A 12,636-nucleotide genomic window follows, 5' to 3' on the forward strand; every position below is an offset into this window, starting at 1 on the left:
AAATCAGATGAAACGTATAATCTTTGAACTTGTTTTTATCGCAACGACTTGGTATATCTTTTTGCCACCCTTCAATCTGACTAGTTGGGAATTCATCTTCTTTCTCTGTGGGCATCTAGTGGTGATGGGGATTTTGTTTAGTTTCCGCAAGGATACCAATCTCCTCAAGACAGTTCACCTACGCCATGGTAAGGCTACCAACGAACTCAATCTAGAAGGGATTCATTTTAATAAATTAGGTGGAGGATTGTTGCTGGCTGCAGGCCTTATTTTTGCCCTTGCTGGTTTGGTAAGCCTAGTGACCTCTAGCTTTTTCCAAGCAAAAAATTATGCTAATGTGGTGTCCATCACAGAAAAAGACTTTAAAGATTTTCCCAAGAGTGATACCAGTAAGGTTCCAATCCTAGATCGGAGCACTGCAGAAAAGATTGGTGATCGTTATCTGGGCTCTCTGACGGATAAGGTATCCCAGTACGTAGCAGCAGATACCTATACCCAGCTGACGGTCGATGGCAAACCCTATCGGGTAACACCTTTGGAGTATGCTGACCCGATTAAATGGTTTAATAATCAGTCCAAGGGAATTGGTGAGTATATCAAGGTTGATATGGTGACAGGAAATGCGGAATTGGTAGATTTAAAAACACCGATGAAGTATTCGGACTCCGAGTATTTTAACCGAGACGTCAAACGCCATCTTCGGATCAAGTATCCAACCAAGATTTTTAAAACCCCATCCTTTGAGGTGGATGATGAAGGCAATCCTTTCTATGTAGCAACCGTTTATCAAAAACAGTTTGGTCTAGGAGTACCTCGCCCTTCATCTGTTATTATCTTGGATGCTACTAATGGAGAAACCAAGGAATACAGCTTGGATGAGGTGCCAGAATGGGTGGACCGTGTCTATCCAGCAGAAGAAACCATCGAACAAATCAACTACAACGGCAAGTATAAAGACGGTTTCTGGAATGCCTTGATTTCTAAGAAAAATGTTACCCAAACGACAGAGGGCTATAACTATCTTTCTATTGGAAATGACATTTATCTCTACACGGGGGTGACTTCAGCAAACGCCGATGAAAGTAATTTAGGATTCATCCTTGAAAATATGCGCACTGGTGAAATCATCAAGTACAATCTAGCTTCTGCAACCGAAGAATCTGCCCGTGCTTCAGCTGAAGGAGCCGTTCAGGAGAAGGCCTACAAGGCTACCTTCCCTATCCTTGTCAATCTCAACGACAAACCGCTCTACATCATGGGATTGAAAGATAATGCAGGCTTGGTCAAGGAGTATGCTTTGGTGGACGCAGTAGAGTACCAAAACGTCATCGTAGCAGCTACGGTAGATGAACTCCTCAGCAAATATGCCAATAAAAATGACCTCGAGCTGGATAATGAAACGGTAGAAAGTATCAAGGGAGTGGTTTCAGACCTGAAATCAGCTGTCATCAAGGGGGATACCGTCTACTTCTTTAAAGTTGATGGCAAGATATATAAGGTCAAGGCTGCAGTGTCAGACGACCTACCTTACCTTGAAAATGGGCAATCTTTCGAAGGTCAAGTTGGAAAAGATAACTATCTCAAGACCTTTAAGGTCAAGTAAAAGAAATCTCGGTATGAACCGAGGTTTTTCAGATGAAATTCTTGGTCGTGGTTGAAAAATATGCTACACTAACAATATGAAAATTTTAATCCCAACAGCAAAAGAAATGAACACAAATCTTCCTTGTATTGAAGCGCTTCCCTTGAGGGAAGAAAGTCAGGCAGTTCTTGATTCACTAGCGCACTACTCAGCTAGTGAATTAGAGACTTTTTATAAGGTATCTGCCGAGAAAGCAGAAGAAGAGTACGTTCACATTCAAGCTCTAAAAGATCACAGGGCTAAACATTATCCAGCCCTGAAACTCTTTGATGGTCTCATGTATCGCTACATCAAACGAGATGGGTTAACCGAGGCTGAACAAACCTATCTTGAAGATCATGTTTTAATTACATCAGCTTTGTATGGAGTAGTTCCAGCCCTATCTCCAATGGCTCCTCACCGTTTGGACTTCTTGATGAAGTTAAAAGTCACTGGTAAGACTTTAAAGAGTCATTGGAAGTCAGCCTACAATGAGGCGCTAGAGGATGAGGACTTGATATTTTCTCTCTTGTCATCAGAGTTTGAAACAGTATTTTCTAAGGAAATCAGAGAAAAGATGGTGACCTTCAAATTTATGGAGGACAAGGGTGGTCAGTTGAAAATACACTCAACTATTTCAAAGAAAGCGCGTGGGGCCTTTTTGACAGCCCTGATAGAAGGGCAAGTCCAAACAGTCGAACAAGCTCGCAAGCTCCGCTTCGCAGGCTTTGACTACCGACCTGATTTATCAGGTGATTTAGAACTCGTCTTTGTGAAACAAGCATAAAACCAGCTCGAATGAGCTGGTTTTTGCTTGATTAGTTGATGGCTGCAAGAAGGTCGTCAGCTTGTTTTGCAAGTGATGAGTCAGCTGCTTTGTCTAGCACCAATTTTCCGTCTGCCCAAGCAGAGTCATTGACACGAGCGGCAGTAAAGTCACCAACGACTTGTGTACGGATAAATGGCAAGAGGTCTTTGTAAATCGCAAAGAGTTGCTCGTGACCTGCATTGGCTACAGATGAGACAGTAACAAACTTGTCTTGAAGGGCAGAAGCACTACGTGTATCTGTCAAGTCAAGGGCGCGGGAGAGCCAGTCAAGCAAGTTCTTCACTGTTCCAGGGATAGAGAAGTTGTAGACTGGAGAGAAAATCCAGATAGCATCCGCAGCAAGGACAGCCTCGCGAGCAGCGGTTACAGCTGGATGAGTTGGAATTTCAAGGTCTTGGCTAAAGAGAGGAACAGCAGAGTAGTCAAGATAGCTAACTTCCGCTTTTCCAGCAAGTGCTTTCTCAGCTTCGAGGGCCATTTGGTGGTTGAAAGAACCTTGGCGTAGTGAACCGACGATAAATAGTACTTTTTTAGACATGATATGTCTCCTTTAGTTTAAAATTTAAAGAGCGAACTCTTTTGTCACCATTTATGTTACAACAAATAATACTAATTAGCAATAATTTTGCTCAGCTAAGTTTACTTGTTAGGGGTGGAAAACTTAGTTCTGAGAAAACAGTATTTGATAGACAGGCAGATATTGTATTTAATTTCAAGGGGAAAATAATCTCGGAATGTTCCTGTCTTCACTTGTAATAAAGGAGGAGAGATGGTAAAATAGACGAGTGAAACTAAGACAGAAAAACGCAAAAAACAAGCTACTTATACAGTATGGAATCGGCATTTCTCTGGTATTGCTAGTCATGACTAGCTCCTTCCTTTACCTAATATCTCTCAGTATGAAACCCTATCAAGATGCTAGGGTTGAGGGAGAAAAACTGGCTAAGCAGTATGCAGAATTGGAAAAGGCAGATCAGGTTGATTTTTTTAATGGTTCGGAAGCTTATTACAGCCTTCTGGGACATAATAAAAAGCAAGAGGCCATTGCCGTACTGATTGAAAAGAATGACCACAAGATTTATGTTTATCAGCTTGATAAGGGGATTTCTCAAGACAAGGCAGCGACGATTTCGAGAGAAAAAGGAGCTAGCGACATTGACAAAGTCACCTTTGGTCGCTATCAGGACAAGCCAATTTGGGAAGTCAAGTCAGGAAACCAGTACTATCTGGTTGACTTTGAAACAGGAGCAGTGATCCAATAAGGAGGGCATATGAAACTATCCAAACGTGTACTAGAAATGGAAGAAAGTGTCACTCTAGCCAGTGATGCAAGAGCTAAAGCATTAAAAGCTCAGGGAAAAGATGTTCTTTTCTTAACCTTGGGACAGCCTGATTTTCATACTCCTGAAAACATTCAGGATGCAGCGGTAGAAGCGATTCGAGATGGACGAGCTTCCTTTTATACAGTTGCTTCAGGCCTACCAGAGTTAAAAGCGGCTGTTAATACCTATTTTGAACGCCACTATGGGTATTCCGTAGCAGCCAACGAGGTTACCTTTGCCACTGGTGCTAAGTTCTCTCTCTACACCTTCTTTATGGCTGTGGTCAATCCAGGTGATGAGGTCATCATCCCTACACCTTACTGGGTCAGCTATGGGGATCAAGTCAAGATGGCAGAAGGAGTGCCAGTCTTTGTCCAGGCCAAGGAAGACAATCACTTTAAAGTAACAGTAGAGCAGCTAGAAGCAGCCCGAACAGATAAGACCAAGGTCTTGGTTCTCAATTCGCCATCGAATCCGACTGGTATGATTTACTCTCGTGAGGAACTCATGGCTATCGGAAATTGGGCTGTTGCGCATGATGTCCTTATCCTAGCAGATGATATTTATGGTCGTTTGGTTTATAACGGGAATGAGTTTGTTCCAATTTCTAGTCTGTCAGAAGCCATTCGCAAGCAAACCATCGTGATTAACGGTGTATCTAAGGCCTATGCCATGACTGGTTGGCGGGTAGGTTATGCGGTGGGAAATCCTGAAATTATCGCTGCTATGAGCAAACTAACAGGACAAACAACTTCCAATCTGACTGCCGTATCGCAATATGCAACTATTGAAGCCCTAACTGGACCGCAAGACTCTGTTGAAACCATGCGTCAGGCTTTCGAAGAACGTTTGAACACTATTTATCCTCTCTTGTGCCAAGTACCAGGTTTTGAAGTTGTCAAGCCCCAAGGAGCCTTCTATCTCTTCCCAAATGTTAAAAAAGCGATGGAGATGAAGGGTTATACCGATGTGACAGAGTTTACAACGGCTATTCTCGAAGAAGTCGGACTGGCCTTGATTACAGGAGCTGGATTTGGAGCACCAGAAAATGTTCGTCTCAGCTATGCCACAGACTTGGATACATTAAAAGAAGCTATTCGTCGTTTGCACCAGTTTATGGAAAAATAAAACTTAGAATCTTCGCCTTTTTAGCGAAGATTTTTTGTAACGAAAATCTCGCGATTTTTCTCTAGTAGAACCTAGCTATCGCAGTCTATTTATGGTAAAATAGTGGGTAATGATGTCTTCGGACAAGTTAAACGAAAAAAGGAAGATAGATTATGACAAAACGTGTAACAATTATCGATGTAAAAGACTACGTTGGTCAAGAAGTGACCATCGGAGCTTGGGTTGCCAACAAATCAGGAAAAGGAAAAATTGCCTTCTTGCAATTGCGTGATGGAACAGCCTTCTTCCAAGGTGTAGCCTTCAAACCAAACTTTATTGAGAAGTTCGGTGAGGAAGTGGGGCTAGAGAAGTTTGATACGATTAAACGCTTGAGCCAAGAAACGTCTGTTTATGTGACAGGGATTGTCAAAGAAGACGAACGTTCTAAGTTTGGCTATGAGTTGGATATTACAGACATCGAAGTGATCGGTGAATCTCAAGACTACCCAATCACACCAAAAGAACACGGAACAGACTTTTTGATGGACAACCGTCACTTGTGGCTCCGCTCTCGTAAGCAAGTAGCGGTTATGCAAATCCGTAACGCTATTATCTATGCAACTTATGAGTTTTTCGACAAGAACGGCTTCATGAAATTTGATAGCCCTATTCTTTCAGGAAATGCGGCAGAAGATTCAACTGAACTCTTTGAAACAGACTACTTTGGAACACCAGCCTACTTGAGCCAATCAGGTCAGCTTTACCTAGAAGCAGGTGCTATGGCTCTTGGTCGTGTCTTTGACTTTGGTCCAGTATTCCGTGCTGAAAAATCAAAAACGCGCCGTCACTTGACTGAGTTCTGGATGATGGACGCAGAGTACTCTTACTTGACACACGATGAGTCACTTGACTTGCAAGAAGCTTATGTAAAAGCTCTTCTTCAAGGTGTTCTAGATCGTGCGCCTCAAGCCTTGGAAACCTTGGAACGTGATACAGAGCTCTTGAAGCGCTACATTTCAGAGCCATTTAAACGCATCACTTACGATCAAGCCATTGACCTCTTGCAAGAACATGAAAATGATGAAGATGCTGACTACGAGCATTTGGAACATGGAGATGACTTTGGTTCACCACATGAAACCTGGATTTCAAACCACTTTGGTGTACCAACCTTTGTCATGAACTACCCAGCAGCTATCAAGGCCTTCTACATGAAACCAGTTCCTGGAAATCCAGAGCGCGTGCTTTGTGCAGACTTGCTTGCACCAGAAGGATATGGAGAAATCATCGGTGGATCTATGCGTGAGGAAGACTACGATGCCCTTGTTGCTAAGATGGATGAACTTGGCATGGATCGTACAGAGTATGAATTCTACCTTGACCTTCGTAAATACGGTACAGTTCCACACGGTGGATTTGGTATCGGTATCGAACGTATGGTAACCTTTGCAGCAGGAACAAAACACATCCGTGAAGCTATTCCATTCCCACGTATGTTGCACCGTATTAAACCATAAAAAAAACTAAAACGCCGTAATAGGCGTTTTTTCAAAACACCATAATACTTGAAGGAAGAGGTGAGGAACATGTAAAGCACAGCTTAACAAGTGACAAACACAAAGATACAAATACACTTGTTAAAGGAGAAACTATGTTTAAACGAAATTACCGGAAGAATATCGGTCTCATGGCTGGTGTGGAATTTTTTGCCTTTTTGGGCATTACTAGCTTTTGGATTTTATTTCTCAGTCAAAATGGGATGTCACTTTGGCAGATTGGCTTATTGGAAAGTATTTTTCATGCCACCAGTGTCATTTGTGAAATTCCCTCTGGAATGTTAGCTGACCGCTATTCCTATAAAACCAATCTGTATTTAAGTCGAATAGCTGGGATTGCGTCGTCTATTCTCATGTTACTAGGACAAGGTAATTTTTGGATTTATGCACTTGCTATGGTGGTGAGTGCCTTGTCTTATAATTTTGATTCGGGGACGAGTGCAGCCATGGTTTATGATTCGGCTGTGGAAGCTGGATTAAAAGAGCGCTACTTATCTATCTCAAGTTTTATGTTAGGAGTCGCAGAAGGAACTCGGTCTTTAGGGACGGTTTTAGCAGGATTTATTGTCCATGGTCAATTACACTTGACCTACTATATCATGATTGCTACTTCTATTATCGTTCTTTTCCTAACATGGATGTTAAAAGAACCTAGTGTTAAAGCGCAAAAATCTGAGCGTTTAACGATGAAAAAGATTATGTTGACTGTCAAAGAGGAGTTGCAGAGAAATCCCAGTCTTTTTGGTTGGATGATTCTGTCCCAAATCATCGGAACACTGATGTGTATGTTTTATTTTTACTATCAAAATCAACTGCCTGACCTAGAAGGATGGCAGATTTCGATGGTCATGCTGATGGGCAGTGCTTTGAATATCTGGGCAGTTTATCTAGCAAGTAAGATTGGAAAGAGGTATTCAGCCTTAAAACTTTTTCCAATTCTTGTCCTCTTGACGGGAGGAACTTATTTGCTGTCCTACTTTGGTACGCCACTGATTTATATTTTGGTTTATTTGATTAGTAACGCCTTATATGCTCTCTTTCAACCGATTTTTGACAACGATTTACAAAAGCGACTCCCAAGTGAGGTTCGGGCAACCATGCTAAGTGTCTACTCTATGATGTTCAGCCTGAGTATGATCGTCATTTTTCCTCTGACGGGCTGGTTGATTGACTATCTAGGATTTGTAGTAGCCTTCCTTTACTTAGGGCTCATTTTAGTACTAGCCAGCTTTTTGCTATTTTTCATTTTGAAAGAGATGGCCGGATCTTTGGAACTAAAAGAGAATGTTATTTCTAAGCAATAGAGTTATTTTTCACTTTTATCTTTTTTCTCTTGCCATCTACTAGCTTTTCTAGTATAATAGTTAATTGTGAGCAAACCTCACTTACCCCTTGCAAAGACTAGGGGTCATTAGACCAAAAGGAGGAACATATCAATGGCTAAATACGAAATTCTTTATATCATTCGTCCAAACATTGAAGAAGAAGCGAAAAACGCTTTGGTAGCACGTTTTGACTCTATCTTGACTGACAACGGTGCAACTGTTGTTGAATCAAAATCATGGGAAAAACGTCGTCTTGCATACGAAATCCAAGATTTCCGTGAAGGACTTTACCACATCGTTAACGTTGAAGCAAACGATGACGCAGCTCTTAAAGAGTTTGACCGTCTTTCAAAAATCAACGCTGACATTCTTCGTCACATGATCGTCAAACTTGACGCGTAAGAAGGTAAACTATGATTAACAATGTTGTACTTGTAGGGCGTATGACACGTGACGCTGAGTTGCGTTATACCCCATCAAATGTAGCAGTTGCGACTTTTACTCTTGCAGTAAACCGTACATTCAAGAGTCAAAATGGCGAACGTGAGGCTGATTTCATCAATGTCGTTATGTGGCGCCAACAGGCTGAAAATCTTGCTAACTGGGCTAAAAAAGGCTCTCTTATCGGGATCACAGGTCGTATCCAGACTCGTAGTTACGATAACCAGCAAGGACAACGTGTCTACGTAACAGAAGTCGTGGCTGATAATTTCCAAATGTTGGAAAGCCGTAGCGTGCGTGAAGGACATACAGGTGGAGCTTATTCTGCACCAACTGCTAGTTATACAGCACCTACACAATCAGTACCTGACTTTTCACGTGATGAAAATCCATTTGGAGCAACCAATCCATTGGATATTTCAGATGATGATTTACCATTCTAATGGACAATTAAAACTATAAAGGAGAAAAAACATGGCTCAACAACGTCGTGGCGGATTCAAACGCCGTAAAAAAGTTGATTACATCGCAGCAAACAAAATTGAATATGTTGATTACAAAGATACTGAGCTTCTTAGCCGTTTCGTTTCAGAACGTGGGAAAATCCTTCCACGTCGTGTAACAGGAACTTCAGCTAAAAACCAACGTAAAGTAACAACAGCTATCAAACGCGCTCGCGTAATGGCTTTGATGCCTTTCGTAAACGAAGATTAAAGAAAAGACCCTTACGGGTCTTTTTTTCACGAGCATGGAAATGAGAGAGCGAGTTGAGGTCCAGTGGACCTCTTTTTCATGAGCTGGAAAATAAGAAAGCGAATTAAGACCCGGGTGGGTCTTTTTTTCAGGTCCACCGGACCTCTTTTTTCAGACTTTTACAGGGCTCCGTTCGAAACGTCTACTTTTTGACCTAGTAAGATTTTCTTTCTTACTAGGTTTTTTCTTTTAATTTTTATTATCGTGCTATAATGGTAGGAGAAAGCTTTAAAGGAGCATCTTATGAAGACGACATGTTCAATTAGAAAAATGCAAGAATCTGACATTAAAAATCTATCTCAAGGATTTATCAGCCAAGGTTGGCCAAGTAGAGAGGAAATTTTAACTCTATACTTTAAGGAACAGGAGAGTGGAGAGAGGGAAGCTTTAGTTGCTGATTTTGAGGGTGTAGTAGCGGGGTACATCACTATTTTACCAATTGCCAAGCATGGTCCCTTTGCTGGAATGTCTCCAGAACTTTCAGATTTCAATGTCTTTGAGCCCTTTCAAAATCAAGGTATTGGAAATCTCTTGCTGGAAGAAGCAGAAAAACGAGTTAAGCACATATCGGATAAGGTAACCCTTGGTGTTGGCCTCCATTCAGGGTATGGACCGGCTCAGAGATTGTACATGAAACGAGGCTATATTCCATATGGTTCGGGAGTTTGGTATCGAAACCAACCGTTGGAAATGAATACCACTATTCAAAATAATGATGATTTAGTTTTGTACTTATCCAAGGAATTAGAATAAGAGATCGCAAATTTTTTGGAGATATGGGATTTCTCTACTTTATGGTATAATGGAAAGAGTTAGATTGAAAGAGGTAGAGAGATGGATGCGAAATTAAAATACAAGGCAAAGAAGATTAAGATTGTCTTTTTTGATATCGATGATACCTTGCGTGCGTCAAAGACAGGTTTTATTCCAGCTACGATTCCCACGGTTTTTAAGCAGTTACGAGAAAAAGGAATTTTAACAGGAATCGCCTCTGGACGAGGGATTTTCGGTGTCGTACCAGAGATTCGTGATCTCAAGCCTTACTTTTTTGTAACCTTGAATGGTGCCTATATAGAAGATAAAAAAGGAAATGTCGTTTATCAAAATCAGATTGAGAAGTCAGATGTAGAAGAGTACATTTCTTGGACCAAGCGAGAAGGGATTGAGTACGGCTTGGTTGGTAGTCATGCTGCCAAACTTTCCACTCGAACAGAACTGATCAGTGAGGCTATTGATCCGATTTATCCAAACTTGGATGTTGATCCTGACTTCCATGAAAAAGTAGATATTTATCAGATGTGGACCTTTGAAGATAAAGGAGATAGCTTGCACTTACCAGAGTCCTTATCAGATAAACTTCGCATGGTGCGTTGGCATGAACATTCATCTGATATCGTGCCGATTTCAGGATCCAAAGCAACTGGTGTAGCCAAGGTTGTGGAACATCTAGGCTTGAAACCAGAGAATGTCATGGTCTTTGGAGATGGTCTTAACGACTTAGAACTCTTTGATTATGCTGGAATCAGTATTGCTATGGGAGTTTCCCACGAAAATATCAAAGAAAAAGCAGATTATATTACAAAAACAGTAGAAGAAGATGGCATTTTTTATGCCTTAGAAGGATTTGGTATGGTAGAAAAAGAATTGCATTTCCCACAAGTAGAAATTGAAACAGTAGAAGGTCCGCTGGCGACCATTAAGACAAATCACGGAGAAATGCGTATCAAGCTCTTCCCTGAACATGCTCCCAAAACAGTAGCTAACTTTGTTGCTCTTTCAAAAGACGGTTACTATGATGGTGTGATTTTCCACCGCATTATCAAGGACTTTATGATCCAAGGTGGAGACCCAACTGGTACTGGTATGGGTGGAGAATCTATCTATGGAGATTCTTTTGAAGATGAATTTTCTGAAGAACTCTATAATGTTCGCGGGGCTCTTTCTATGGCCAATGCTGGGCCAAATACCAATGGCAGCCAGTTCTTTATCGTGCAAAACCAACACTTGCCATACTCTAAGAAAGAGCTTGCGCGTGGTGGCTGGCCTGAGCCAATCGCTGAGATTTATGCAGAACAAGGTGGAACTCCTCACCTTGACCGTCGTCACACTGTTTTTGGGCAATTGGTCGATGCAGAATCTTTTGCTGTCTTGGATGCCATTGCAGCTGTTGAGACAGGCGCTATGGACAAACCAGTTGAAGATGTAGTAATTGAAACGATTGAAATTGAGGACTAGAATGAAAATTGGTGATAAGCTAACTGGGCGTATTACAGGAATTCAGCCCTATGGTGCCTTTGTTGAGTTAGAGACAGGGGTGATTGGGTTGATCCATATTTCAGAGATTCGAACAGGATTTATCGAAAATATCTATGATGTTTTGAAAATTGGTGAAGAAGTGCAAGTTCAGGTTGTTGATTTAGACGAATTTTCAGGTAAAGCCAGTCTATCTATTCGCACTCTGGAGGAAGAAAAACACCAACTACCAAGACGGAGACGTTTTTCAAATGATCGTATCAAGTACGGTTTTGCACCACTTGGGCGAATGATGCCAATCTGGACAAAGGAAGCCCTCAACAATCTGAGAGAGAAAAACTAGTCTATTAGATTTCGTATTTTTAAAATCAATATATGGAAGAACAATTATTAAAATCAGGAGAGCGCATCAATCAGCTCTTTTCGACAGATATCAAAATCATTCAAAATAAAGAGGTGTTTAGCTATTCGGTAGATAGTGTTCTCTTATCACGCTTTCCTCGCTTCCCTAAACGGGGCTTAATTGTGGACTTTTGTGCTGGAAATGGTGCAGTGGGACTTTTTGCTAGTTCACGTACTCAGGCGCGGATAATATCTGTAGAGATTCAGGAGCGTTTGGCAGATATGGCAGAGCGTTCGGTTCAGTTGAATGGCTTGGAAGAGCAGATGCGAGTCATCTGCGATGATTTGAAAAATATGCCTGCCCACATTCAGGGAAGTAAGGTAGATATGATTTTGTGTAATCCGCCTTATTTCAAGGTGGATCCGCATTCTAATCTCAACGAGAGTGAACACTACCTTTTGGCCAGACACGAAATTACGACCAATCTTGAAGAAATTTGTCGAAGCGCTCAGAGTATTCTCAAATCAAATGGGCGTTTGGCCATGGTTCATCGTCCAGATCGGCTCTTGGATATCTTAGACATGCTTCAACGCCACAATTTGGCACCTAAGCGCCTGCAATTTGTCTATCCTAAACGAGAGAAGGAGGCCAATATGCTCTTAATCGAAGCTATCAAGGATGGATCGACAAGTGGCTTCAAGGTCCTGCCACCACTCATTGTTCACAATGATGATGGTTCTTATACGCCAGAAATTCAAGAGATTTACTATGGATCATAAGGCCTATATGTATGTGGTTGAGTGCCGTGACGGTTCTTACTATACGGGCTATACAACGGATGTGAAGAGGCGCCTTGCTGTTCATAATAGTGGTAAGGGAGCCAAGTATACCCGAGCTCGCTTGCCAGTCAAACTCCTCTATGTAGAGGGTTTTGCGAGCAAGGAGGAAGCCATGTCTGCAGAAGCTCTCCTCAAACGTAAGAAGAGACCACAGAAAGAACGATTTTTATCTGAAAATCAAGAGAAAAATCTAGTCAACCATATTGATATCTAATGAGGAGTCTTTTGGCTCCTCTTACTTTTGTCA

Annotated in this window: 15 protein-coding genes; 14 read left to right on the forward strand and 1 reads right to left on the reverse strand. The window is 41.6% G+C overall.

What is annotated here, in order from left to right; all coding sequences use genetic code 11:
- The first annotated feature begins 7 nt into the window (after positions 1 to 7).
- Both M1F97_RS01625 and yaaA read left to right on the forward strand, forming a co-directional pair.
- Positions 8 to 1,603, forward strand: a complete 1,596-nt coding sequence (locus M1F97_RS01625) for a hypothetical protein (RefSeq protein WP_247943977.1) — start codon at positions 8 to 10, stop codon at positions 1,601 to 1,603.
- Between the two features lie 76 nt (positions 1,604 to 1,679).
- Positions 1,680 to 2,408, forward strand: coding sequence for a peroxide stress protein YaaA (gene yaaA / locus M1F97_RS01630; protein WP_169446315.1), 729 nt, complete (start codon positions 1,680 to 1,682; stop codon positions 2,406 to 2,408).
- A 31-nt stretch (positions 2,409 to 2,439) separates the two neighbouring features.
- Here yaaA and M1F97_RS01635 read toward each other — a convergent pair whose 3' ends face one another.
- On the reverse strand, positions 2,440 to 2,988 hold the full coding sequence (locus M1F97_RS01635; RefSeq protein ID WP_169446314.1) for an NADPH-dependent FMN reductase: 549 nt from the start codon (positions 2,986 to 2,988) through the stop codon (positions 2,440 to 2,442).
- A 247-nt stretch (positions 2,989 to 3,235) separates the two neighbouring features.
- On the opposite strand from M1F97_RS01635, the gene M1F97_RS01640 reads away from it, so the two are divergent.
- From M1F97_RS01640 to M1F97_RS01695, 12 genes are all read left to right on the forward strand, one after another.
- Positions 3,236 to 3,712, forward strand: a complete 477-nt coding sequence (locus M1F97_RS01640; protein ID WP_247943978.1) for a DUF5590 domain-containing protein — start codon at positions 3,236 to 3,238, stop codon at positions 3,710 to 3,712.
- Positions 3,713 to 3,721: 9 nt separating this feature from the next.
- A complete protein-coding gene (locus tag M1F97_RS01645) occupies positions 3,722 to 4,900 on the forward strand; it encodes a pyridoxal phosphate-dependent aminotransferase (RefSeq protein WP_247943979.1) in 1,179 nt (392 codons plus the stop codon).
- A 152-nt stretch (positions 4,901 to 5,052) separates the two neighbouring features.
- A complete protein-coding gene (asnS, locus tag M1F97_RS01650; protein WP_282185482.1) occupies positions 5,053 to 6,396 on the forward strand; it encodes an asparagine--tRNA ligase in 1,344 nt (447 codons plus the stop codon).
- Between the two features lie 134 nt (positions 6,397 to 6,530).
- Positions 6,531 to 7,739 (forward strand): MFS transporter, encoded by a 1,209-nt coding sequence (locus M1F97_RS01655; RefSeq protein ID WP_247943980.1) that lies wholly within the window; start codon positions 6,531 to 6,533, stop codon positions 7,737 to 7,739.
- Between the two features lie 132 nt (positions 7,740 to 7,871).
- The gene (gene rpsF, locus M1F97_RS01660) at positions 7,872 to 8,162 is read left to right on the forward strand and encodes a 30S ribosomal protein S6 (protein ID WP_001151782.1); all 291 of its coding nucleotides are present in this window, start codon (positions 7,872 to 7,874) and stop codon (positions 8,160 to 8,162) included.
- Positions 8,163 to 8,173: 11 nt separating this feature from the next.
- Entirely contained in the window at positions 8,174 to 8,644 is a 471-nt protein-coding gene (gene ssbA / locus M1F97_RS01665) for a single-stranded DNA-binding protein SsbA (protein ID WP_000609594.1), read from the forward strand.
- A gap of 31 nt (positions 8,645 to 8,675) precedes the next feature.
- The gene (gene rpsR, locus M1F97_RS01670) at positions 8,676 to 8,915 is read left to right on the forward strand and encodes a 30S ribosomal protein S18 (protein WP_000068664.1); all 240 of its coding nucleotides are present in this window, start codon (positions 8,676 to 8,678) and stop codon (positions 8,913 to 8,915) included.
- 282 nt (positions 8,916 to 9,197) lie between these two features.
- Entirely contained in the window at positions 9,198 to 9,707 is a 510-nt protein-coding gene (locus tag M1F97_RS01675) for a GNAT family N-acetyltransferase (RefSeq protein WP_247943981.1), read from the forward strand.
- A gap of 81 nt (positions 9,708 to 9,788) precedes the next feature.
- The gene (locus tag M1F97_RS01680) at positions 9,789 to 11,189 is read left to right on the forward strand and encodes a bifunctional Cof-type HAD-IIB family hydrolase/peptidylprolyl isomerase (protein WP_247943982.1); all 1,401 of its coding nucleotides are present in this window, start codon (positions 9,789 to 9,791) and stop codon (positions 11,187 to 11,189) included.
- 1 nt (position 11,190) lies between these two features.
- On the forward strand, positions 11,191 to 11,550 hold the full coding sequence (locus M1F97_RS01685) for a S1 RNA-binding domain-containing protein (RefSeq protein WP_247943983.1): 360 nt from the start codon (positions 11,191 to 11,193) through the stop codon (positions 11,548 to 11,550).
- Positions 11,551 to 11,582: 32 nt separating this feature from the next.
- Positions 11,583 to 12,329 (forward strand): tRNA1(Val) (adenine(37)-N6)-methyltransferase, encoded by a 747-nt coding sequence (locus tag M1F97_RS01690; RefSeq protein ID WP_247943984.1) that lies wholly within the window; start codon positions 11,583 to 11,585, stop codon positions 12,327 to 12,329.
- A complete protein-coding gene (locus M1F97_RS01695; RefSeq protein WP_247943985.1) occupies positions 12,319 to 12,603 on the forward strand; it encodes a GIY-YIG nuclease family protein in 285 nt (94 codons plus the stop codon). Before M1F97_RS01690 ends, M1F97_RS01695 begins: the two co-directional genes overlap by 11 nt.
- The last annotated feature ends 33 nt before the right edge of the window (positions 12,604 to 12,636 follow it).

The sequence above is a fragment of the Streptococcus oralis genome (assembly GCF_023110435.1).
Classification (GTDB): domain Bacteria; phylum Bacillota; class Bacilli; order Lactobacillales; family Streptococcaceae; genus Streptococcus; species Streptococcus oralis_CF.

Bases quoted from the DNA above. Each gene is read 5' to 3' on its own strand.
- M1F97_RS01680 (WP_247943982.1), top strand. From the start codon at position 9,789: ATGGATGCGAAATTAAAATACAAGGCAAAGAAGATTAAGATTGTCTTT.
- rpsR (WP_000068664.1), top strand. From the start codon at position 8,676: ATGGCTCAACAACGTCGTGGCGGATTCAAACGCCGTAAAAAAGTTGAT.
- M1F97_RS01625 (WP_247943977.1), top strand. From the start codon at position 8: ATGAAACGTATAATCTTTGAACTTGTTTTTATCGCAACGACTTGGTAT.
- M1F97_RS01690 (WP_247943984.1), top strand. From the start codon at position 11,583: ATGGAAGAACAATTATTAAAATCAGGAGAGCGCATCAATCAGCTCTTT.
- ssbA (WP_000609594.1), top strand. From the start codon at position 8,174: ATGATTAACAATGTTGTACTTGTAGGGCGTATGACACGTGACGCTGAG.
- rpsF (WP_001151782.1), top strand. From the start codon at position 7,872: ATGGCTAAATACGAAATTCTTTATATCATTCGTCCAAACATTGAAGAA.
- M1F97_RS01655 (WP_247943980.1), top strand. From the start codon at position 6,531: ATGTTTAAACGAAATTACCGGAAGAATATCGGTCTCATGGCTGGTGTG.
- asnS (WP_282185482.1), top strand. From the start codon at position 5,053: ATGACAAAACGTGTAACAATTATCGATGTAAAAGACTACGTTGGTCAA.
- yaaA (WP_169446315.1), top strand. From the start codon at position 1,680: ATGAAAATTTTAATCCCAACAGCAAAAGAAATGAACACAAATCTTCCT.
- M1F97_RS01695 (WP_247943985.1), top strand. From the start codon at position 12,319: ATGGATCATAAGGCCTATATGTATGTGGTTGAGTGCCGTGACGGTTCT.
- M1F97_RS01645 (WP_247943979.1), top strand. From the start codon at position 3,722: ATGAAACTATCCAAACGTGTACTAGAAATGGAAGAAAGTGTCACTCTA.
- M1F97_RS01635 (WP_169446314.1), bottom strand. From the start codon at position 2,988: ATGTCTAAAAAAGTACTATTTATCGTCGGTTCACTACGCCAAGGTTCT.
- M1F97_RS01675 (WP_247943981.1), top strand. From the start codon at position 9,198: ATGAAGACGACATGTTCAATTAGAAAAATGCAAGAATCTGACATTAAA.
- M1F97_RS01685 (WP_247943983.1), top strand. From the start codon at position 11,191: ATGAAAATTGGTGATAAGCTAACTGGGCGTATTACAGGAATTCAGCCC.